At 29.8% G+C, this 21631-nt stretch carries 22 protein-coding genes; 4 read left to right on the top strand and 18 right to left on the bottom strand.

Going from position 1 to position 21631, the window contains the following annotated elements; translation table 11 throughout:
- Positions 1 to 59 precede the first annotated feature (59 nt).
- The 3 genes from ilvD (at position 60) to KEC93_RS08065 (ending at position 4333) form a co-directional block, all read left to right on the top strand.
- Positions 60 to 1730: a dihydroxy-acid dehydratase gene (gene ilvD / locus KEC93_RS08075; RefSeq protein ID WP_077869684.1), complete on the top strand. Its 1671-nt coding sequence runs from the start codon at positions 60 to 62 to the stop codon at positions 1728 to 1730.
- Between the two features lie 656 nt (positions 1731 to 2386).
- Positions 2387 to 3103, top strand: a complete 717-nt coding sequence (locus KEC93_RS08070) for a DUF434 domain-containing protein (RefSeq protein WP_077869683.1) — start codon at positions 2387 to 2389, stop codon at positions 3101 to 3103.
- A gap of 129 nt (positions 3104 to 3232) precedes the next feature.
- Positions 3233 to 4333: a hypothetical protein gene (locus KEC93_RS08065; RefSeq protein ID WP_077869682.1), complete on the top strand. Its 1101-nt coding sequence runs from the start codon at positions 3233 to 3235 to the stop codon at positions 4331 to 4333.
- Positions 4334 to 4425: 92 nt separating this feature from the next.
- Here KEC93_RS08065 and KEC93_RS08060 read toward each other — a convergent pair whose 3' ends face one another.
- The 9 genes from KEC93_RS08060 to KEC93_RS08020 all read right to left on the bottom strand — a co-directional run bounded on the left by KEC93_RS08060 (position 4426) and on the right by KEC93_RS08020 (position 11406).
- Positions 4426 to 5040, bottom strand: a complete 615-nt coding sequence (locus KEC93_RS08060; protein ID WP_077869681.1) for a superoxide dismutase — start codon at positions 5038 to 5040, stop codon at positions 4426 to 4428.
- A 92-nt stretch (positions 5041 to 5132) separates the two neighbouring features.
- Positions 5133 to 6116: a D-isomer specific 2-hydroxyacid dehydrogenase family protein gene (locus KEC93_RS08055; protein ID WP_077869680.1), complete on the bottom strand. Its 984-nt coding sequence runs from the start codon at positions 6114 to 6116 to the stop codon at positions 5133 to 5135.
- 355 nt (positions 6117 to 6471) lie between these two features.
- On the bottom strand, positions 6472 to 7716 hold the full coding sequence (locus tag KEC93_RS08050) for an Nramp family divalent metal transporter (RefSeq protein WP_023976367.1): 1245 nt from the start codon (positions 7714 to 7716) through the stop codon (positions 6472 to 6474).
- A gap of 261 nt (positions 7717 to 7977) precedes the next feature.
- Entirely contained in the window at positions 7978 to 8775 is a 798-nt protein-coding gene (locus tag KEC93_RS08045; protein ID WP_011968832.1) for a TIGR00266 family protein, read from the bottom strand.
- A gap of 260 nt (positions 8776 to 9035) precedes the next feature.
- The gene (locus KEC93_RS08040; RefSeq protein WP_017208801.1) at positions 9036 to 9341 is read right to left on the bottom strand and encodes a spore coat protein; all 306 of its coding nucleotides are present in this window, start codon (positions 9339 to 9341) and stop codon (positions 9036 to 9038) included.
- A 29-nt stretch (positions 9342 to 9370) separates the two neighbouring features.
- Positions 9371 to 9589, bottom strand: a complete 219-nt coding sequence (locus KEC93_RS08035; RefSeq protein WP_041895638.1) for a spore coat protein — start codon at positions 9587 to 9589, stop codon at positions 9371 to 9373.
- A 33-nt stretch (positions 9590 to 9622) separates the two neighbouring features.
- Positions 9623 to 10759, bottom strand: a complete 1137-nt coding sequence (locus KEC93_RS08030; protein ID WP_017208799.1) for a zinc-dependent alcohol dehydrogenase — start codon at positions 10757 to 10759, stop codon at positions 9623 to 9625.
- Between the two features lie 19 nt (positions 10760 to 10778).
- Positions 10779 to 11141, bottom strand: coding sequence for a spore coat protein (locus KEC93_RS08025; RefSeq protein WP_023976371.1), 363 nt, complete (start codon positions 11139 to 11141; stop codon positions 10779 to 10781).
- A gap of 55 nt (positions 11142 to 11196) precedes the next feature.
- Positions 11197 to 11406, bottom strand: a complete 210-nt coding sequence (locus KEC93_RS08020; RefSeq protein WP_017208797.1) for a hypothetical protein — start codon at positions 11404 to 11406, stop codon at positions 11197 to 11199.
- Between the two features lie 280 nt (positions 11407 to 11686).
- Here KEC93_RS08020 and KEC93_RS08015 point away from each other — a divergent pair, with 280 nt between their 5' ends.
- Positions 11687 to 13396: a methyl-accepting chemotaxis protein gene (locus tag KEC93_RS08015; protein ID WP_077869679.1), complete on the top strand. Its 1710-nt coding sequence runs from the start codon at positions 11687 to 11689 to the stop codon at positions 13394 to 13396.
- Positions 13397 to 13733: 337 nt separating this feature from the next.
- On the opposite strand, the gene KEC93_RS08010 is transcribed toward KEC93_RS08015, so the two are convergent.
- From KEC93_RS08010 to KEC93_RS07970, 9 genes are all read right to left on the bottom strand, one after another.
- Positions 13734 to 13937, bottom strand: coding sequence for a hypothetical protein (locus tag KEC93_RS08010; protein WP_077831202.1), 204 nt, complete (start codon positions 13935 to 13937; stop codon positions 13734 to 13736).
- A gap of 809 nt (positions 13938 to 14746) precedes the next feature.
- Positions 14747 to 15067: a carboxymuconolactone decarboxylase family protein gene (locus KEC93_RS08005; protein WP_017208795.1), complete on the bottom strand. Its 321-nt coding sequence runs from the start codon at positions 15065 to 15067 to the stop codon at positions 14747 to 14749.
- 21 nt (positions 15068 to 15088) lie between these two features.
- Positions 15089 to 15394 (bottom strand): glycosyltransferase, encoded by a 306-nt coding sequence (locus KEC93_RS08000; RefSeq protein WP_238893124.1) that lies wholly within the window; start codon positions 15392 to 15394, stop codon positions 15089 to 15091.
- A 23-nt stretch (positions 15395 to 15417) separates the two neighbouring features.
- Positions 15418 to 15942: a PadR family transcriptional regulator gene (locus KEC93_RS07995; RefSeq protein WP_236892160.1), complete on the bottom strand. Its 525-nt coding sequence runs from the start codon at positions 15940 to 15942 to the stop codon at positions 15418 to 15420.
- Positions 15943 to 16178: 236 nt separating this feature from the next.
- Entirely contained in the window at positions 16179 to 16553 is a 375-nt protein-coding gene (locus KEC93_RS07990) for a nuclear transport factor 2 family protein (protein ID WP_023976376.1), read from the bottom strand.
- Positions 16553 to 16969 (bottom strand): hypothetical protein, encoded by a 417-nt coding sequence (locus tag KEC93_RS07985; protein ID WP_011968826.1) that lies wholly within the window; start codon positions 16967 to 16969, stop codon positions 16553 to 16555. Before KEC93_RS07985 ends, KEC93_RS07990 begins: the two co-directional genes overlap by 1 nt.
- A gap of 14 nt (positions 16970 to 16983) precedes the next feature.
- A complete protein-coding gene (locus KEC93_RS07980; protein ID WP_011968825.1) occupies positions 16984 to 17316 on the bottom strand; it encodes a TfoX/Sxy family protein in 333 nt (110 codons plus the stop codon).
- 2322 nt (positions 17317 to 19638) lie between these two features.
- Positions 19639 to 20640, bottom strand: coding sequence for a GGGtGRT protein (locus KEC93_RS07975; protein WP_011968824.1), 1002 nt, complete (start codon positions 20638 to 20640; stop codon positions 19639 to 19641).
- Positions 20641 to 20665: 25 nt separating this feature from the next.
- The gene (locus KEC93_RS07970) at positions 20666 to 21358 is read right to left on the bottom strand and encodes an iron-sulfur cluster assembly scaffold protein (RefSeq protein WP_011968823.1); all 693 of its coding nucleotides are present in this window, start codon (positions 21356 to 21358) and stop codon (positions 20666 to 20668) included.
- Positions 21359 to 21631: the final 273 nt, after the last annotated feature.

Raw genomic sequence — 21631 nt, 5'->3', positions numbered from 1 at the left:
CAACTTATAATTAAAACATACAACGCGATAATTATAAATATATGTAAGGAGAATATACTATGAGAAGTGATGTAATAACAAAAGGATCTAAAAGTGCACCTCAACGTTCATTGCTTAGTGCCTTAGGTTTAACAAAAGAAGAAATGGAAAGGCCTCTTGTAGGTATCGTGAGCTCACAAAATGATATCGTTCCTGGTCATATGAATTTAGACAAAATAGTTGAAGCTGTAAAAATGGGAGTTTCAATGGCTGGAGGTACTCCAATTGTCTTTCCTGCAATTGCTGTTTGTGACGGTATTGCTATGGGACATGAAGGAATGAAATATTCATTAGTTACAAGAGATTTAATTGCAGATTCTACTGAAGCTATGGCAATGGCTCATGCCTTTGATGCATTAGTAATGGTTCCTAATTGTGATAAAAATGTTCCTGGCCTTCTAATGGCTGCAGCAAGAGTTAATATTCCTACAATTTTTGTAAGTGGCGGACCAATGCTTGCTGGAAAAGTTGACGGATGTAAGACAAGCTTATCAAGTATGTTTGAAGCTGTTGGCGCTTACAATGCTGGAAAAATTACAGCTGAAAAATTAGATGAATATGAAAACAACGTATGCCCTACTTGTGGTTCTTGTTCAGGAATGTATACTGCAAATAGTATGAACTGTTTAACTGAAGTACTTGGTATGGGCCTTCAAGGGAATGGCACAATCCCTGCAGTTTATTCGGAAAGAATAAAACTTGCAAAGCATGCTGGCATGAAAATCATGGAATTACTTGAAAAGAACATAAGACCACGAGATATTATGACGGAAGATGCATTTATGAATGCTATGACTATGGACATGGCTCTTGGCTGTAGTACCAATAGTATGTTACATTTACCTGCAATTGCACACGAAGTTGGCTTTGATTTAAATGTTGATATAGCTAATGAAATTAGTTCAAAAACACCTAATCTTTGTCATCTTGCTCCTGCAGGACACACTTATATTGAAGATCTAAATGATGCTGGTGGAATTTACGCTGTTATGAATGAAATAAGTAAGCTTGGTTTATTAAAAACTAACCTTATAACATGTACAGGAAAAACTGTTGGTGAAAACATTGAAGGATGTGCAAATAAAAATCCTGAAGTTATTAGACCAGTCGAAAATCCATATAGTCAAACTGGTGGGATTGCAGTTCTTAAAGGAAATCTAGCACCTGATTCATGTGTCGTTAAGCGTTCAGCCGTTGTACCAGAAATGTTAAAGCATGAAGGTCCAGCTAAAGTGTTTGATTGCGAAGAAGATGCCCTTGAAGCCATAAATACAGGAAAAATTGTTGCTGGAGATGTTGTTGTTATCAGATATGAAGGACCTAAAGGAGGCCCTGGCATGAGAGAAATGCTTAATCCAACTTCTGCAATTGCAGGAAGAGGTCTTGGAAGTTCCGTTGCTCTTATAACAGATGGACGTTTTAGTGGCGCTAGCAGAGGTGCTTCAATCGGTCACGTTTCTCCAGAGGCGGCAGTAGGTGGTAACATAGCATTAGTTGAGGATGGAGATATGATCCAAATTGATATTAACGCTAACACTATTAACTTCTTAGTTAGCGATGAAGAATTAGCAAGAAGAAAAGCAAATTGGAAACCAAGAAAACCAAAAATAACTACAGGTTATCTAGCAAGATACGCTGCTCTTGTTACGTCAGGAAATAGAGGTGCTATCTTAGACATTCCTAAATTTTAATTAAACTAATTGTTAATTATATACTTATAGATAACCCAACTAAAACCTGAACTTATGAATATAACTCGCCGAAATGAATAACATACTTTTGTTCCAGTTTCTAGTTGGGATATATTTCATAGTATAAATCTAAAACTAAATTTATGTGGTAACTTACCGAAATCATAAATATTTTGTTCCGAAAATCTATGAAAATATATTTATGATTTCTAGTGAAGATATGAACTTAAAGTTTTAGCAAATTTGTAAATACATTCATCTAATAAGTTAAATTCTTAAATTGGATATCTATAAACAAAATAGTGATATTAATCCACTTTATTTAACTATAATATAGCTACAGATTTCTGATCTAGGAGTGATTCCTATCAACAAAATTTCCGTAGCTATATTTTTTATTCTCAATGAATTTATTTTATTCCTATCACATAAATACAATGTTACATTGTTATAATTTCCTGCCTTTACCTAATATAATAATTCCTATAATTTTTTAATTGCTTCTCTACTATACTCTCCATAAAAGTAATTATTTCATTATATCACATATGATTTATTTGTATTATTTTTACATAAGTATGTTATAATTCAAGGTATATTTATGGAGATATTAATAATTATATAGATATAGATGCTACTTTAGGAGGTATATTTATATGACACAAATAGTTAAAAGAGGCTTTGTTCCATCTGACGAAATTGAATTTAATGAAGAAAACCTAACATTATTAAAAAAAGCTCAAAAGGATATCTATTACTTAATAAATCACGGGTATAGTATAGATAAAAGTGTTGAATTTGTAGGAAATCATTTTTTATTTTCTGCTAGGCAAAGACTAGCATTAAAAAGAAGCATATCTTCTTATAAAGATATTATTAGCAGGCAGAAACGTAAAATATTAGATACATACGAAAATAGCACACTACATATTGATGGTCTTAATATAATTATTACTCTTGAAGTAGCTTTGTCTAACTCAACACTAATTAAATGTATGGACGGAACTCTCCGAGATTTGGCTGGACTTCGTGGAACATATAAGTTAATTGATAAAACGGATACAGCAATAGATTTGATTGGTAAAAGATTAGATGAAATGAAGATACGTAAGGCTATCTTTTATCTTGACTCTCCTGTTTCTAATACAGGAAGATTAAAATCAAGGCTATTAGAACTTCTATATAAATACAACTTCGATATAGAAGTTATTCTTATTCCAAATGCAGATGTTATTCTAAATAAATTGGATCATGTTGTAACTAGCGATGGGATAATTCTTAACACATGTGAAAGTTGGATAAACTTAGCATATGAAATTGTTGAAGAAGAATTACCTAGTACGTCCTATATTGATTTTGAAATTAGATTTTAGTATATTTAAGAATACAACCAATTTATGTAAGAATATAAAAGTTCAAGAATTATATTAACGTAAATTATAACAATCTGAAACTCTGATGAATATATTATTTATAACTAATTTCTGAGGAGTAAAATATAAATGTTAATTGATAATGAGTTCATTAGTGACGATACTATGAACTTCGAAGACTTTAATAGCTTTGAATTTTCACCAATTTTAGATGAATCTGCTGATAAAAAACGTGCACCTTTTACACCAAATAGTGGAGGTTTTCCGCCTCCAGGAAACTATCCTCCTAACTTTAATTTTAATCCTCCTAATTTTGATTATGATAATTCTCCAAATTTTAATTACCCTGGCGGTGGTGTATTCAATCCTCCTGGAGCACCTAAATCTCCACCACCTAATTATGTCCCCCAAAAAAATGATTCTGGAGTTCAAAAAGTCGGAGTTAGCGGTGGTGTAAATGCTAAAGCTGTTAGTTCTAACTCTATAAGATTTTGTCTTTATAAATACACATATATTTGGGAAGAGAATGGAAATAACTATTGGACTTTCTTATTAAGTGTTAACAGACGTACAGTATCTGGTTTTAGATGGTTCCGTAGAAATTGGGTCTATTTCGGATTAGATTTAAGAAGAATAGATTCTTTCATATGCTATAGATCTGATTCTGAATCAGAAGAAAAATGCAATGATTGCATAGATTTAAACAGAAGTGATAAATCATTATTACTAAATAATCAAAAGGAATATTCATTAAATGGAAGTAAGGATGTCTATACTAAAACTCTGGCTTCAATAGATATACCTGATATCAAAGAAGATGTTATGACTAAGACAATAGGTTATTTGGATGATAACGAAATTGCTAGCGAAATGCCTTGCGTAAAAGCCAGAAATATTTGTTATAGAATTAACTTAGAAGTAACTTATCCAAGTAATTATGATATAAACTTAAAAAGAAATATAAATAAGTTAGTGGAAGAAGCAAGTAATGATGCTTATGAAATTATATCTTTAAACAGAAACGGTGAAAGCAGTTTTGAACCGCTTGAAACTTTCAATTTATCTGCTAAGTCGATTCCTGATGCTTTTAAAGCTTTCTCTGATTCCTTTAGCAGTAAGCTTAACCTTTTAAACTCCACTATAAACCTTGAAGACATTACTTATTGTATAAGGCATGAAAAGATTTATAACAACTGGAAACCTTATTTTTATAATGATTCATTGTATTAGGTAACAAATAAATTTTATCCATTTCTTACAAATATAACAAGGCTAGAGAAACACATCAACTCTCTAGTCTTATTTTTTATCGTTAAAAGTATTTAAATTGTATAATTTAAATATAGACCTTCTACTTTTTTCCAATCTATTAAGTTCCATATGTTTTTTACATAATCTGCTCTTAGATTTTTATACTTTAAATAATAAGCATGTTCCCACACATCTATGGTCAAAATTGGAACAACCCCATTCATAGCAGGTGAATTTTGATTTAGTGTATTTCTCACTGATAATTTTCCATCTTTATCTTTAACCAAAAAACCATAACCCGATCCAAATTGACCTATAGCTGCATTACTTACTTCGGTCTTTAGAGTATATAAATCACCAAATGTATTATGTATCTCATCTAATAATTTTCCTTCTGGAGCTTTCTTGGGAGTTGGCGAAAGAAGTGCAAAATACAAATTATGATTTGATACACCTCCACCTTGATCTATTACTCCTTGCCTAATTTCTTCTGGCAACTCATTCACATTTGCTAACAATTGATCTAAAGATTTACCTTCTGTATACTGCTCATAGCCTTTTATAAGCGAATTTAAATTATCTACATATTTTTGAAGATGCTTACTATAATGTGTTTCAACTGTTTCTGCATCTATATATGGTTCTAATGCATCAAATGCATATGGTAATTGGATTTTATCAAACATATTTCATCTCTCCTTAGTATTTTATTAATCTGAAATATTAATAGTTTTAGCAAGAAAGAGTGATTTATGTATTGTAACTTATATTTATAATATTATATATCTATCTCCCATGGGTTTTCCTTATTTTCTGAGAATAATATGCAGCTTTTTATTGAATTTTCAATCATATCACTTACCGCTTGATCTGTATAAAAAGCTGCATGAGGTGTTATTATTACATTAGGAAAAGACTTTAGAATAGCTAAATTTCTATTTTTTAAAGTCTCTCCCTTTAGATCACTATAATAAATATTAGATTCCTGTTCAATAACATCTAAAGCAGCTCCTCCTATCTTTTTACTTTCAATTCCATGTATTAAATCATTTGTATTAATTAATGATCCACGGGCAGTATTAATAATAAAGACTCCATCTTTCATTAATTTAATGGCTTTCTTATTAATTATATGATAATTATCGTCTGTTGCTGGCATATGCAATGTTATAATATCACTATCTTTAAATAGATTGTCCAAATCTACATACTTAGCATTTGATTTCATTTCATCATTTTCATATATATCATGTGCTAATATTTTGCAACCAAAACCACTTAAATGTTTGATAACAGTCCTTCCTATTTTCCCTGTCCCTACAACACCTATAGTCAAGTTAGGTAATTCCTTGCCTTGAATACCTCTTAAAGAAAAGTCTTGCACATTGCTTCTTTCCATTATAAGTTTGACTTTTCTAACTGCCATTAATATTAACATTATAGTATAATCAGCTACGCTATTTGGTGAATACGTCACATTCCCTACACGAACCCCAAGTTCCTTAGCCTTTTTCAAATCTATATGATCATATCCAATAGTCCTTGTCGATATAAATTTGACACCTAACTCATGAAATTTTCCAACTAATTCTGAGTTTATATTTGTTGTAATTATACTGATACAATCAAAACCTTTTGCAAGAGGTGCTGTTTCTAAACTTGGTTCCTCATTACATGAAACAACTTCAACATTATACTTTTTACTAAATTCTTCGAAATACTGTGTTTCATCACGCCTATGACTATATGCTAAAATTCTCATTTAATATCAGTTCCTTTCAGAAATTATTATTTCTACAATATTTATTTAATTCTAATTTTACCATACTTTTTAACTTATTTTCCAAATTATTCATTAATTAATCATTCCTCTAATAAAGCAAGTTAAATATAAACTTCCTAATAAAAGCAGATTACCTATTCTGCTTCATAGTAACATTTTTATATTTCTTGTAAACTCCTAATATAAATTACGGCGATTGTGGTTGTGCTTAGCACTCTTTTCATATATGTAGACTTTTTACGCATCTACCTTTTGAACTCATGTAAGAAAAATATAGCACGCCAAAAAAAGGAGCTCAACTGCTCCTCTTATAATTATGAATTATTATATTGTTTTAAAACGAACTTACTAATAGCATAATATTTAAAATAGTAACTATTCCTGCAATACTCCATAAAACAATCTTTTCTAATGTAGTATTTTTATATTTTCCCATTACTTTCTTTGATGATGTTAAATATATTTGCGTGAAAATTGTTATTGGTAATTGTATACTTAATAGCATTTGGGAATAAAGTAATCCCTCAAATGGATTGCTAATAAAAAATATAATAACTAAGGCAACCAGTGTAGTTATTAATACTCCAATCTTACTGCTTTTACTGTTTATATCATATTCTTCTCCAAATAAACCAGCGAATATTGATCCTCCAGCCATACCAGCTGTAACTGATGATGCTAATCCAGCAAAAAGCAATGCTATAGCAAATATTATCGAAGCTGAATTTCCAAGCAATGGTTTTAACATTGTTTGAGCTTGTTCAAGTTCGGTAACCTGAACATTATTATTATAAAATGTTATTGCTACTAAAATCATAGCACTATTTATTATAAATCCAATTATCATTGATAACATTGTATCCATAAATTCATACTTTAACTGTCTCTCTAATATGGACTTATCTTTTAAATTCCATTTTCTACTCTGGATTACTTCTGAATGTAAAAATAAATTGTGTGGCATAACTACAGCCCCCAATACACTCATTATTATTGGTAGGGAATTTACTGGAATGCTAGGTACAACTGCACTACGTATTGCTTCTCCCCAATTTATATTCACTAAGAAAGTTTCAAATATAAATGATATTCCTATAATTGATACAAATCCAATTATTACTTTTTCTATTTTCTTGTATGAATTGGAAAATAGCATAAATATAATTACTACAGCAGAAATTAATGCACCTAATTTTAATGGAATATTAAATAACATGTCCAAAGCTATTGCAGCTCCTAATACTTCTGCCATAGCAGTACTCACTGCTGCTAACATTGCTGTTATTGTAATTACTCGTCCTAAAAATTTATTTATATGTTTATTAATTGCTTCCGAAATACATAATCCTGTTACTATTCCTAAGTGAGCAGCATTATGTTGTAATATTATAAGCATTATTGTTGATAGAGTAACAATCCAAAGTAGTTTATAACCATAATTAGATCCAGCTGCAATGTTTGATACCCAATTTCCTGGATCTATAAAACCTACTGTAACTAAAATTCCTGGGCCAATATATTTTAATAGATCTTTTCCGATTAATTTATTTTTAGTTAAATCTTTATTTTTCTCATTCATATATAGATCCACTCCTTTCTTCTACTTATTATATGATAATGATTATCAACTGTAAAGTGCCTTTTATTTTCTTTATTATATAACTTATTATTATTTACCTAATTTATCCCTTCTTAATTATAATATATAAAGATATAGTTTTTAACCCTAATCGGTGACAAACTTCTAATTGTTTTAATAAAAAAATAACATAAGTTGTAAAATCATAAATAACTTATGTTACTCCCATCATATATATATCAGTATAAATCTATTTTCCTTCTAATTATCTCCATCTAAAATATTTCCAAGCATTCCAAGTACGCTGCCTTCTTCTCTATTTTTTCCGCCAGAAGTTGGAGCTGCTGCAAATACACGTTCCGCAAGCCTGCTAAATGGTAAGCTTTGAACCCATATCTTTCCCGGCCCTGTTACAGTTGCAAAGAATACTCCTTCCCCGCCAAAAAGTGTATTCTTAATTCCACCTATAAATTGTATATCATAATGCACATCTTTAGTCATAGCAACTAAACATCCAGTATCTATTTTTAATGTTTCTCCAGGCAATAAGTTTCTTTCAACTATTGCACCACACGCATGTATAAAAGCTAAGCCATCCCCTTCTAATTTTTCGAGTATGAACCCTTCACCTCCAAAAAAGCCTACACTTAACTTTTTTCTAAAATCTATTCCTACAGATACACCTTTAGCAGCACATAAAAAAGCATCTTTTTGACATATTAGTTTTCCTCCTAATAAACTCAAGTCCATAGGAATTATTTTTCCTGGATAAGGTGCCGCAAAATAAACTTTTTCTTTTAATGTTCCCGAATTTGTAAATGCGGTCATAAACAAACTTTCTCCAGTTAGCACTCTTTTTCCCGCCGAAAAAATTTTATTCATAAAACTGCTGCCGCTTTGTTTTGATCCATCTCCAAATATGGTTTCCATTTGTATGTTTGGATCCATCATCATCATTGCTCCAGCCTCTGCTATTACAGTTTCTGTGGGATCAAGTTCAATTTCTACATATTGTATATCGTCACCTTTTATCTTATAATCAATCTCATGCGAATACATCAGTTGTACTCCCCCTTATTGCTAAAATTTTAATTTTCTTAATCAACTTTTTATTGATTATTTATAATAAATTTATCATTCTGTAACATTTCTGTAACATAAATCTATTATAATAATATTTGTAAAGTAGTTAAAGCATTATTATTAACCCTAATTTAAAAATACTTTTAAATAGTATTTTAGAATGGCTTATTCCCCTAAATAAGTCATTCTTTTTTTCTATCATATTTTATTATATTGGGTCACATGTGTTCTCTGAATCACTTTAAATTCTTTGTAAGACCCAACGTTGTATCTGTTGTTTCCATATCTACCTTATACTGCTCGCCTAAATCATAAGCATTGTAATAACCTTTCTCCATCATGTAATTTGATATTTTTTCATGGGTTTGAATTGCATCTTGTAATTGCTTCTTTAATATAGCTCTAACTTCTAATGAAGTTGATTCTGTTATCGCAACTGCATAATTTTGTACTCCGCTCTTGGCCGAAATTAAAAAGTCAGTAGCTATAACTTGATCAGTCATTTTACTCATTCCTGTAAGACTTTCTATTAATCCATTCATAATTCCGTCTCCTTTCTAAAATATAGTATTTATTCTTCTGAAGATGCAATATTAGATTTTTCCATAAGACTTCTCAACTCTTCAATATGTTTTTCTGATACAGATACCTCTTGTTGCAATATTGATTTTAATTCTTCATCAGAAACTAATGGTGACATAGTAAGAGCTTTAGTTAAACATGTATTTTTGAATGTTAATATTTCATGCAACTGCATAGTTTCATTTGGTGCAATACTTTGATCATTCATATTTTTTTACCCTCCTTAATAAATAAACTTTTCCTATGGCTTTAGAACAACTTTAATACATCCGTCAGTTTTTGTATCAAATACTTCATATCCATATGGCGCTTGATCAAGGGGCAATCTGTGAGTAATAATATCACTTGGATCTACTTTTCCTTCAGCAAGTAATTTATAAAGTGTTGGCATATATGGAATAACTGGAGCTTGACCTGTTCTTATATTAATATTACGATTCATTATATCTCCAAAAGGAAATGCGTTATATCTTCCTCCATAAACTCCAGTAACTTGAATCATTCCACCTTTTCTCACTGCCTGAGTAGCTATAACGAATCCACCTAATGATCCACTTTGAAGTTTTAAACCTGATCCTAAAAACTCCATTGGTGTCATTTTTCCATCCATTCCAACACAGTCTATTACTACATCTGCTCCACCATGAGTGATTTCTCTTAGATATTCCCCTGTATTCTCATGTTGTTCGAAATTAACAGTTTCAACTTTATTATGTCTCCTTGCATGCTCTAACCTATAATCGATATAGTCAACTGCTATTACCCTCTCTGCACCGTGCATCCAGCAGAACTTTTGTGCTAATAGTCCTACAGGCCCACAACCTAACACAATAACAGTATTACCTTTCTTAACCCCAGCATTTTCTACACTCCAATAAGCAGTTCCCATTGCATCCGACATCAACAATAATTTTTCATCCTCTACTTCACAATCTTCTGGAATTTTGAAAGGAGTAAAATTAGCATAAGGCACTCTCATATACTCTGCCTGGCCTCCTGGATATCCTCCAAATGTATCTGAATATCCAAAAAATCCTCCATTTTCTCCATTGGGATTTGAATTATCGCACATACATGTTAAATCATGTTTACAATAAAAACACTCTCCACAACTTACATTAAAAGGCACTATTACTCTATCACCTTTTTTCAATTTCGTAACTTCCGGTCCTACCTCTTCAACAATCCCCATGGGTTCATGTCCTATGATATAATCTTGTGGTAAGTTTGGAACCATATCATGAATTAAGTGCAAATCAGAACCGCATATCGCTGTACTTGTAAGCTTAACAATAATATCATCAGCTTTTTGAATTTTAGGATCTTTAACTTCTTTAACTTTTACATTTTTTATTCCTTGAAATGTTACAGCCTTCATTAAACAATTACCTCCTTTGTTATTTTTCTAGTGTTGCAAACATACCACTTCTACTTGTATCTCCGGGAAATAAATCTAAACTAGCAATTTGAGATATTGTTGTAGATGATTCAATATCCATTTGAAATTGCTTTTCTAGGTTTGTTGGATGGAACCAGCCTTTTTCTACCATAAGATTTGATATTTGTTCATGCATAAGAATTGCATCATTTAACTGATTCTTTAAAACAGTTCTCACTTCTGGAGTTGTCGCCTCAGTCAATGCAATCGCGCAATTTCTCACACCACTTTTTGCATTTAATAAAAAGCCTAGAGACATATTTGCATCCACAAGTTTAGGCATACCCTCCGCATTTCTTATTTCTAAATAATCATTAATCATAATTTTCCCTCCTTTGTTTTCTAGCATTTTTACAAACAATTTATATATAAAATTCTCATCTTATTTTAGGAGCTTTTTTCAATAAATTTTGTAAGTTACTTATTGCTGTTATAGATTGTTGTACATCCTTTTCTAATAATGCCTTTAGATCTTGATCGAAGACTACACCTTCCATCATTTTTGATGTAGTCATGCATATAGTTTTGAAGTTTAACATTTCATGAACTTGCATTGTCTCATTTGGTGCTAGATGTTGGTTTTCCATAAATTCACCTCCTTGACTTCCTTACTAATAAATGTATTCTTCCACACGCAGCTTTTAGTTATGCAATTAACACTTTATTTTTAGCAGTTATCATAAGTGCTTAATTCATATGTCTATAAAGGTGAAATATCAGTACAAAGATTTACAGGGATTGTCATATGGCTTATAATAAAATCAAATAAATATTAATTATACTTAATAAATATTCTAAAATCCTAATTTTAGACATCACTAATTTAGGGAATAATTAATCAAAATTATGAGAGAAGGTTGAACAAAAGTGAACGCAGTGAAAAGTGTAAAAACAAAATTAATTATATCCTTTTTAGCGGTCGCCATCCTAATTGGCATCGTTGGTGTAGATGGAGCTATGTCCCTAAGGACTATAAATAATAACTCTGAAAAAATGTATAGCAATAATTTGCAAAGTGTTAAATACAACTTATCTATAAAATCAAATATGTTTCAGATTAGATCAAATATTTTATCATTAATGCATGAAAAAGATAAATTTAAAATAGATCAGTCAAAAAATAATATAGTGTCTTTAGTAGAAGATGATAATCAATACATAACTTATTATGAAAAGTTAGACAATCCTCAAGATGAAGTTTCTGCTTATAAAGAGTTTAAAGATAACGTAGTAAACTATCGAAATGCCAGAAATAAAATAATACAAGCAGTTGATCTAGGTGATTTTAATAAAGCTCAAAATCAATTTGAGGTCATGCAACCAATCGAAACTCAAATGCTCCATAGCCTTGATAATGTTATACAATTAAATTTAAATTCTGCTGATAATTCTAATACTGAGAATAATTTAATCTACGTACGTTCTAACATAACTATGTCTATACTAACTGGCATAGGATTAATAATCGCGATAGCTCTTGGAATTTTTATATCAAAAAACATAAGTGTATCTCTTGGAAAAATGAAAGAATATGCTGAGAGGCTGGCTTCTTATGATTTCTCAACACCAATTGAATTTAAAAGGAAAGATGAGTTTGGACAAACAGGAGTCGCTTTAAATAAAGCTCAAGCGAATGTAAATAAATTAATTAAAAGAATTATGGAAAATTCGCAAGATATAAGCGCATCAAGCGAGGAACTTTCTGCAACTGCACAAGAATTAACCTCTAGAGTTGTAAACATTGATAAAGCAATAAATGACATTGCTAGCGGAATGCAAGAATCCAGTGCTGCTACAGAGGAAATAAGCGCCTCAGTTGAAGAAGTCAATTCAAATATTAATGAACTTTCAGAAAAAGCTTCTGATGGAAGTAATAATGCGAATAAATCAAAAGAAAGAGCTACAACAGTCCAAATAAATAGCCAAAACGCTATAAAACAAACAAAAGACTTATATTCTGAAAAAGAGAACAAAATGGTGCAGGTTATTGAGAATGGTAAAATAGTTGATAACATTAAAATCATGGCTGATACTATTGGAAATATATCAGCTCAAACTAACCTATTAGCTCTAAATGCAGCTATTGAAGCAGCTAGGGCAGGAGAACACGGTAAGGGATTTGCTGTTGTTGCTGAAGAAGTAAAAACTCTAGCAGAACAATCATCAGACGCAGTAACATCAATTCAAAAAACTATTTCTAAAGTACAGGATGCATTTAATAGCAGTATAACTACCGGAATTGACATACTAAAATTTATTGATAATGAAGTAAATGATCAATTTAATGCTTATCAAGAAACAGGTACTCAGTATTATAATGATTCAAGTTTTGTAAGTAAAATGTCTGAAGAAATCGCATCTATGTCAGAAGAACTTACAGCTACTATAGGCCAAGTAAGTGAGGTTGTACAAGATATGGCTGCAACAACACAAAAGTCAACTGAACAAATAGATACAATCAAAGAAAGCATGGATGAAGCTACTAAAGCTATAGAACAGGTATCACAAACAGCTAACAGTCAAGCTGATCTCGCTCAAACGCTTAGTGAAATGATTCTAAAATTTAAAATTCAATAATTGTTTATATTAACCCTATAGGATAAAATTTAATTTTCTATCTTATAGGGTTAAAAATATTCTTTTCTTCTCATATGTTTTAAAAATCTTTATTTAAATCCATTTATTATAATATTCCTATAACAAAATATTATTTTTTATATAAAATTAGCTAGAACATTTAATCCTAGCTTCTGTATTTCAAACTAATGTGATGAAACAACACTTCAAATAAAATATGCTAATGTAATGTCGTTTCAAATAAATTAATTCATATTTCTATTTATCATTTTTTCTTTTGCTTAATTGTTCTAATCTTAATAATATCTATCTTCTTTGTTCTTAATCTTATATTTTGTTACAATGAGCAATCAATTTTTATATAAGTATTATCTACAATTTGATAATTTAATTTTGATTTCAAATTTTTAACTGCAGATAACTTCTCAATATAATCAATATCTGATAAAGTTATATCTTTCAATCCCGCGATAAACTCAACCTCAGAGTTTATCTTCAATTTATCATTGATAACTTTCTTAAGTTCACTGTTTATATTCATGAAATACCCACACTCCTCATCTACATAGTAATTATTTTCTATACATAATATAGGTATATCATAGCATATTTTGTTGAATTATTCAATTTATTCACTATTTTCCTTTTATTTAAATCGAGTACACTGGCACTTAATCTTCTCATAATTTTAGTAAAAATCTTTTTTTAATTGACATAATATTGCCACAATTATCCTTTATTATAATATTATAAACAATTTATATTAATTGTTCTCCTATTAAATAAATATACAACAAATCAGTATTCAGGATAACTCGATTCCCTTAAACAAGTTATCCTTTTTATTATTTATTACTATATTTAATTCATATAAGACTAATAACTCTAATAAAATTGTATAACACTTTAATCTCATAGCAAATTTTGTAACTTTTTATATCAAAGTCACTCTACATTCATATAGTAAGTTAAATATTTAACAATAATATAATTCAATATCAAAAAAAGGCTTAAGTATTAACTACTTAGCCTTTTTTGGTGATTACCATCTCTCACAAACCATATTTTTTATACCCTATTTTTATACCCACTTATATTCTACCATATTCCAACATAATTTCACTTATTTTCGTAATACATTTTCATCTATATATTGATGTTTTATAACAAAATACATCAATATATCTGTATTTTTATGTCGTTTAAAATCATTATTAATCTAAATTTACATAAAATATTCGTTAAAAAATTATCTATTTGTCTGTAATATTTTATAAATATTATTATTTTAATATAATATTATTTTATTCTATAAAAATAATACCTAAAACTAAAATAAATTCTCCATATTTATTCACCATCATACGCATTAATTGCTATTGGTAATGATTGAATTACTATATTACCTACGGCTGGCAATCCTATTAAAACAGCGCTTATTATTTCTTCTCTTGTTGCTCCAAGAGATTTTGCATGTTTAACATGAAAAGGCAGACCACCTTCAAGTCTTGAAGAAGCTAAAACTGCAATATATGCAAGTTCCTCTGTTTTCGAATCAAGTTTACTTACTGAATCTAATTTTTGAACTGTCTCCATCCATATCTCTTGATACTCCGGCGCCTCTTTCATAAAAGTTTTAAATGCATTACTAACTGATGACACATCACTCATTCTCTTATCCTCCAATCATTTTTATTGATTTAACTTATTAAGTATATAATCCCATATGGCAAGCGCTGAATTTTTCTTACCGTCTGAGGATTCTAACAATTTTTTTAATGTATTTATATTTTCTTTATAGGAAGTGTCTTTAATTATATTTCTTATAGCCAATTGTATTTTTGGTGCATTCCATCTGTTAATTGGTATTCGTATTCCAGCACCTTTCATTACTACATTATCAAGATTTATCTGCTGTTCTGGCTGCATTGCAAATCCAACAATAGGAGTACCACTTGCAATAGCAGTTTGGACTGTTCCTTGCCCACCATATAGCACCCCTCCACTATAATCAGCTTTACCTAAAAATTTTCATTAATAAAGTTTTCAATCCAAGAAATCTCAGTATCTATAAATGCTATTGGTCTTTCAAACAATGCTTTTATATGTGGCCTCTCCTTTGCTGTAGGATGCTGATCATATCTTTTATTTAAGAATTCTTTTCTATCTTTCAAATTTTCTTTATGGTTAATTAAAGCTTTTTTAAATTCTTCCTTGGTCACTAAATAAGAAAATAATAAGCCTATATCAAATTCACTAGGGTCATTCTTATATTCGCTTATCATTTTTATAATCTGTTTCCTAATAATCACTTTGGTTTCTTCTTTTATGAAATATACTTTTCTCTTAGGCGAACCATATTCTTTTTCATATCTGGAACCAATATAGCCTTTCTTTTCAAGTTTATTCAAAGAATTATAAATTGACGAAAATCCAATATCCGTCCACCCTCTCATATTTCTTTGTTCTATTACAGTTTCAAATTCGTATCCATAATAATCTTTATCATATAAAAGTGATAAAAGTATCACCTCAATTTGTGTCATATTCATTCCACCCACCTATTCTATGGTTAGAATAGCATTTTAGGAAGAATGTGTCAATAACTTATAAAAAATAATTTAAATAAAGATTAATTTCAATAATTCTAGTAATTAATCTTCATTTAAATTAGTATATTCATTTATCTACTCTATAATTGTATACAACTCTATTTTTAAGCTGCCCTTCAGAACTTTTCATAGCTTCTCCTTATATGTAACTTATCAATATAAACCATAATTTAATTACTATAAGGATAATAATGTGGAATTTTAGATTGGAATTCTTTTAAGCTTACGATATAATTATCACCATTAAATTCAATAAGCGATACTCCATCAAATTCTTCAATTTCTCCATCATATCTACATTTAAAATACCACTCAACCACTGATATATTCCCCTGATGAATAAACTGCTTTATATCCCAAGCCAATACTTTTCCACGTTTATTCCATTCTTTAAACCATGTTTCAACTGTATCTATTCCATGATATTCAGGACCATAACATTCGCTATAACTTACATTTGAATCAAAAATATCTTTTAATACTGAACAATTATTCTCTAACCAAGATTTAAAATATTTTTTAATTATTTGTTCTCTAATATTCATTACTCACCCAGCTTCTTTCTTAAATCTGAAATATAAGTATTTTGTATTTTCCCTAAATCCATAAAAAAATATGAAAGAATCCTGATAAAAGGATTTTTAATAAAGACATTCTCTTTAAATACTATTTTAGTTCCACCATTTTCTTTTTCTGAAAAACTACCTTTCCAAAATCCAGTAAACATTTTATTTTCCATATTAAAAGCATACTCACTATATTCATCCTTTTTGGATATAATAAACTTTGTAGCATTCCCGTTATGAGTGTATTCAATAAATTCTTTACCATTATTATAAATTTCAATTTTTTTAATATCACTACGCCAACTATAGTCATTATTATTTGTTACTATATTCCAAACCGATTTTATATTAGAATTAAATTCTGCTGTTATTTCTGCTACTCTCGCCCTTTTCAAACTCCTCACCCCTATTATTTTTTCCCTTTTATTTTCTTTTTAACTTTTTGCATTGGCAATTCTTCATAGGTTGCTGATACAACTTCAGTTAAATAGTCTCTATCATCTAAAGATTCAATTAAAAAGGAAGGTTTTGCTCCTTCATAAGCAGGGGCTTCTATAACTTCACATAATAAATTTCTGCCTCCTTTTGTTATCTTTAAAAAGAATTGATTATCACATATTAATCCTATTATTTTTTGATTACAGTAGATTCCGTAATCTCCAAACATTTTTCTATACGTTATTCTTCCTGCACCACTTATCTGTTCGCATACATATTCTACAAACTCTATATTCGAAGCCATTTTCTTTCCTCCCGTTAAGCTCATTTTATAACATCTCTATTGCTTATATCACAACCATTTATAAATATACCTTTTATGTATAATTTTAGCATAAATAATAATTCAAAAGATAGCTATTATTTAAAAACCATTTTTAAATTTCACCTCTAACCCGCATGCTTCCTATAAATATTTATATATGTATATATTTTTCTTTGTATCTATGTTTCTAGGTAAATATATTTCTATGAATAAATTTAACTAGGAACATATAAACATATTTGTATTATTTGATTTTTCTTTATAAAATGTTTATATTAAGTTTATTAACTTGACATAATACTGTCACAAATACCACTTATAATAAAGACATAAGGTTGATAAAACTTTTTTTCATAAATATTTACCCCTATTAAATATTTATAACACAGTATTCAGGATAATTTGTTGCACCCTAGCAGATTATCCTTTTTATTTTTTATTATAGAATTTATATATTGACACAATTTACAATTTTATCCTATAATATTATTGTAAAGTGACTAGAACATATTATAAAACTCCTATCAAAGATGACTTATCCCCCTAAAGTAAGTCATCTTTTTTTGTAGTGTATTATTAATTTATTCACATTAATTTAATAAGTAATAAAGAATTATTTAATATTTGTATTTTATAATAGTAATTGTAAAATAATTAAAGCATTATTATTTTACCCCCGTATTGGTAAATGTATTTTACCTTTATAAGTTCAACCTGCTCCCCTAAGCAGGTTGTTTTTTTCTTCAATTGTTTACCAATCCTTAAATTTATTTAAGAAATTGTTTATATTTAATTAACATATTTAACATAATTTTGTAATGACTATTTGCTATAATAATAATGTAAGATAATTTCTTATTAAATATTTGTCCTTCTACTTATTAAAAAAATATAATAATCTTTTAAAGGATAACTTGGCTAGTAAAACAAGTTATCCTTTTCCATTTAACTAAATTATATAAATCTATTTAATTTATATTTTTATCCTGTAATATTATCGTAAAAAATTATCATTATTTGTAATACGATTTTCTTTGATTAGTTTCCTCTTATGTTATAAAATGTAAAAGTCGGGTTAAATCAAATTAAATAAAAAGAGGTATTATTATGAACAATTTTAAATTATTTCAATTAAAATATAGAATATTCCTAAGAAAATCTATTTTAAATAAGTTGTTAAGTTTTTTCTCCCCAAGTAATAAATTTATGATTATACTATCACAAAATTTGGACAAACATATTGTTGCATATTATAAAAATAAGGAAATTCATGAAGTACATAATTCAAAACAACTTTATTCAGTTTCGAAGTCTTTCTAAAGGACTTGTAATTTACTGAATACTTTTAAAGTTAAGCTTGACTTCATACCTAAGTAACTATACGCTTTTTATCTGAGTTAGACGCAATTCTCCAGCAACTCAAAAAAATACTGAAGAAATTACAATATCGCTCTTTAGAGCCTCGACGTGTATACGAATCACGTACCGTTGCAAACATAATTTACATAGAAAACTCTATGTATAGTCTTTTTATATGCGTCAACTCCCTACTACATATCATATCTTTCAATATTTTGACTACCTCCGATTAAGTTACCCTGAACCGCTCTAATGCCATATCCTTATGAAGGACTTAGGCTATAACATGGTAATAATCTATCTATTTTTTTAGTTTTTTAAAGTCTCAATAATCTTTTTTAATCTTTCAATTCATATATGTCTAATGTAATTATTATTTCATTAAATCCATTAGTTGTTTTATTATGATTAATGTTTATTTGCATATCAACACCTACTTTCTTAACTTAATATTTTTCCCTTTAGAATTTTCCAACTTAATAGATTCCAAAGGATTTTGTGCAATATTTTCGTAATTCAAATCTTCTGTTAACATCTCAATGTAGCGCTTTAAAATCTCTAAATGTCCCAATAGATGTTATAATCCAACTATATTAACACCGTTTAATACTGATTTTTTTGCCCACCAGTGCCTAAAGGCGTGAATTGATGTACGTTCATTCCCTTGCTTTTGTTGTAGTCTTCTATGGCTCTTGTAAGTCCTCTCTCTTTCATTTTTCACCTTGAACTGTTGAGAATAAATAAGTACAATCTACTGGCAAATATTCAATATATTTTCTATTCATTTTTATCATAAAAAAATAGTACCCCTTCCTAAAGCCGTGGGTACTAAAATCATGTATAAAAAATACCCACACCCATTAATAATTAAATTAATATAGTGTGAGTATTTATATTAGCTAATTAATTCACTCTTAAACCAGTAAAACCTTGATTTTCAGACTATTTAGCTAATGCTTCTTGAACAGCAACAGCTACAGCAACAGTCATACCAACCATTGGGTTGTTTCCTGCTCCGATTAATCCCATCATTTCAACGTGAGCTGGAACTGATGAAGATCCTGCGAATTGTGCATCTGAGTGCATTCTTCCCATAGTATCAGTCATACCATAAGAAGCTGGACCTGCAGCCATGTTATCTGGGTGAAGAGTTCTTCCTGTACCACCACCTGATGCTACTGAGAAGTATTTCTTACCTTGTTCGATACATTCTTTCTTGTATGTTCCTGCAACTGGATGTTGGAATCTTGTTGGGTTAGTTGAGTTACCAGTGATTGATACGTCAACTCCTTCTTTATGCATGATTGCAACACCTTCTCTAACGTCGTCAGCACCGTAACATCTTACTTTTGCTCTTTCTCCGTTTGAGTATGCTTTTTCTTTAACTACTTTAACTTCTCCAGTGTAGTAGTCAAATTGAGTTTGAACATATGTGAAACCATTGATTCTTGAAATGATGAATGCAGCATCTTTTCCAAGACCGTTTAAGATAACTCTTAACGGTTCTTTTCTTACTCTGTTAGCTTTTTCAGCTATTTTAATAGCACCTTCAGCAGCAGCAAAGCTTTCGTGTCCTGCTAAGAATGCGAAACATTTAGTTTCTTCTCTTAAAAGCATAGCTCCTAAGTTTCCATGTCCTAAACCAACTTTTCTGTCGTCTGCAACAGAACCTGGGATACAGAATGCTTGTAATCCTTCTCCGATTGCTTCAGCAGCATCAGCAGCCTTAGTGCAACCCTTCTTTATTGCTATAGCAGCACCTAAAACGTATGCCCATCCAGCGTTTTCGAATGCGATTGGTTGAGTTTCCTTAACGATTGTATATGGATCTACTCCAACTTCAGCACAAACTGCTTTAGCATCTTCCATAGTTTTCATTCCGTATTTTTCTAATACTGGAGTGATTTGGTTAATTCTTCTTTCATAACTTTCAAATAATGCCATTTTAAAAATCCTCCTTTACAAATAATTATTTATGTCTTGGGTCTAATAATTCAGCAGCGTCAGCAACTCTTCCGTATTGACCTTTAGCTTTTTCTAATGCTTCGTTAGCATCCATGCCTTTAGCAATGCTTTCCATCATTTTTCCTAAGTTAACAAACTTATATCCGATGATTTCTTTATCTTCGTCTACAGCAACTTCAGTAACATAACCTTCAGCCATTTCTAAGTATCTTGGTCCTTTAGCTAAAGTTCCGTACATAGTACCAACTTGAGATCTTAAACCTTTTCCTAAATCTTCAAGTCCTGCTCCGATAGGTAGTCCACCTTCTGAGAATGCAGTTTGAGTTCTTCCATAAACGATTTGTAAGAATAATTCTCTCATAGCTGTGTTTATAGCGTCACAAACTAAGTCTGTGTTTAATGCTTCTAATATAGTCTTTCCTGGTAATATTTCTGAAGCCATAGCAGCTGAATGAGTCATTCCTGAACATCCAATTGTTTCAACTAACGCTTCTTGGATTATACCATCCTTAACGTTTAATGTTAATTTACAAGCTCCTTGTTGTGGTGCACACCAACCTATTCCGTGAGTTAATCCTGATATATCAGTTACTTCTTTAGATTGAACCCATCTTCCTTCTACAGGAATTGGCGCTGATCCGTGATTAGGACCTTTAGCAAGTACACACATTTCTTCAACTTCTTTTGAATACATCATATATTTTTGCTCCTCCCTAATTAATAGATAATTACAAATTATTAAATCTTATTTCTAAGTTTAAAATTGTAGTTGGGCATAAAATAACCCAGTGGGGCACTTTTCCCTATTCCTATTCTAGCAAATGATTTGATTCCCCACAACCTTTATTTAAAAATTTATGCACATTTATCTACTTTTATTTGAAAATCCGAACTACAAATGAATAAAAATCTTATATTAACTTTAATTAGATAAAATTTTGTCTAATACTTTCATTATGTATTTTTATAT

The organism is Clostridium beijerinckii (assembly GCF_018223745.1).
In the GTDB taxonomy this organism is placed as follows: domain Bacteria; phylum Bacillota; class Clostridia; order Clostridiales; family Clostridiaceae; genus Clostridium; species Clostridium beijerinckii.
Note: the sequence above shows the minus strand (reverse complement) of the source record. Positions and strands in the feature narration are given on the sequence as shown.

What these genes read in the sequence shown, in the direction of transcription:
- ilvD (WP_077869684.1), top strand. Translation starts at nt 60, where the DNA reads ATGAGAAGTGATGTAATAACAAAAGGATCTAAAAGTGCACCTCAACGT.
- KEC93_RS08070 (WP_077869683.1), top strand. Translation starts at nt 2,387, where the DNA reads ATGACACAAATAGTTAAAAGAGGCTTTGTTCCATCTGACGAAATTGAA.
- KEC93_RS08065 (WP_077869682.1), top strand. Translation starts at nt 3,233, where the DNA reads ATGTTAATTGATAATGAGTTCATTAGTGACGATACTATGAACTTCGAA.
- KEC93_RS08060 (WP_077869681.1), bottom strand. Translation starts at nt 5,040, where the DNA reads ATGTTTGATAAAATCCAATTACCATATGCATTTGATGCATTAGAACCA.
- KEC93_RS08055 (WP_077869680.1), bottom strand. Translation starts at nt 6,116, where the DNA reads ATGAGAATTTTAGCATATAGTCATAGGCGTGATGAAACACAGTATTTC.
- KEC93_RS08050 (WP_023976367.1), bottom strand. Translation starts at nt 7,716, where the DNA reads ATGAATGAGAAAAATAAAGATTTAACTAAAAATAAATTAATCGGAAAA.
- KEC93_RS08045 (WP_011968832.1), bottom strand. Translation starts at nt 8,775, where the DNA reads ATGTATTCGCATGAGATTGATTATAAGATAAAAGGTGACGATATACAA.
- KEC93_RS08040 (WP_017208801.1), bottom strand. Translation starts at nt 9,341, where the DNA reads ATGAATGGATTAATAGAAAGTCTTACAGGAATGAGTAAAATGACTGAT.
- KEC93_RS08035 (WP_041895638.1), bottom strand. Translation starts at nt 9,589, where the DNA reads ATGAATGATCAAAGTATTGCACCAAATGAAACTATGCAGTTGCATGAA.
- KEC93_RS08030 (WP_017208799.1), bottom strand. Translation starts at nt 10,759, where the DNA reads ATGAAGGCTGTAACATTTCAAGGAATAAAAAATGTAAAAGTTAAAGAA.
- KEC93_RS08025 (WP_023976371.1), bottom strand. Translation starts at nt 11,141, where the DNA reads ATGATTAATGATTATTTAGAAATAAGAAATGCGGAGGGTATGCCTAAA.
- KEC93_RS08020 (WP_017208797.1), bottom strand. Translation starts at nt 11,406, where the DNA reads ATGGAAAACCAACATCTAGCACCAAATGAGACAATGCAAGTTCATGAA.
- KEC93_RS08010 (WP_077831202.1), bottom strand. Translation starts at nt 13,937, where the DNA reads ATGAATATAAACAGTGAACTTAAGAAAGTTATCAATGATAAATTGAAG.
- KEC93_RS08005 (WP_017208795.1), bottom strand. Translation starts at nt 15,067, where the DNA reads ATGAGTGATGTGTCATCAGTTAGTAATGCATTTAAAACTTTTATGAAA.
- KEC93_RS07995 (WP_236892160.1), bottom strand. Translation starts at nt 15,942, where the DNA reads ATGACACAAATTGAGGTGATACTTTTATCACTTTTATATGATAAAGAT.
- KEC93_RS07990 (WP_023976376.1), bottom strand. Translation starts at nt 16,553, where the DNA reads ATGAATATTAGAGAACAAATAATTAAAAAATATTTTAAATCTTGGTTA.
- KEC93_RS07980 (WP_011968825.1), bottom strand. Translation starts at nt 17,316, where the DNA reads ATGGCTTCGAATATAGAGTTTGTAGAATATGTATGCGAACAGATAAGT.
- KEC93_RS07975 (WP_011968824.1), bottom strand. Translation starts at nt 20,640, where the DNA reads ATGGCATTATTTGAAAGTTATGAAAGAAGAATTAACCAAATCACTCCA.
- KEC93_RS07970 (WP_011968823.1), bottom strand. Translation starts at nt 21,358, where the DNA reads ATGATGTATTCAAAAGAAGTTGAAGAAATGTGTGTACTTGCTAAAGGT.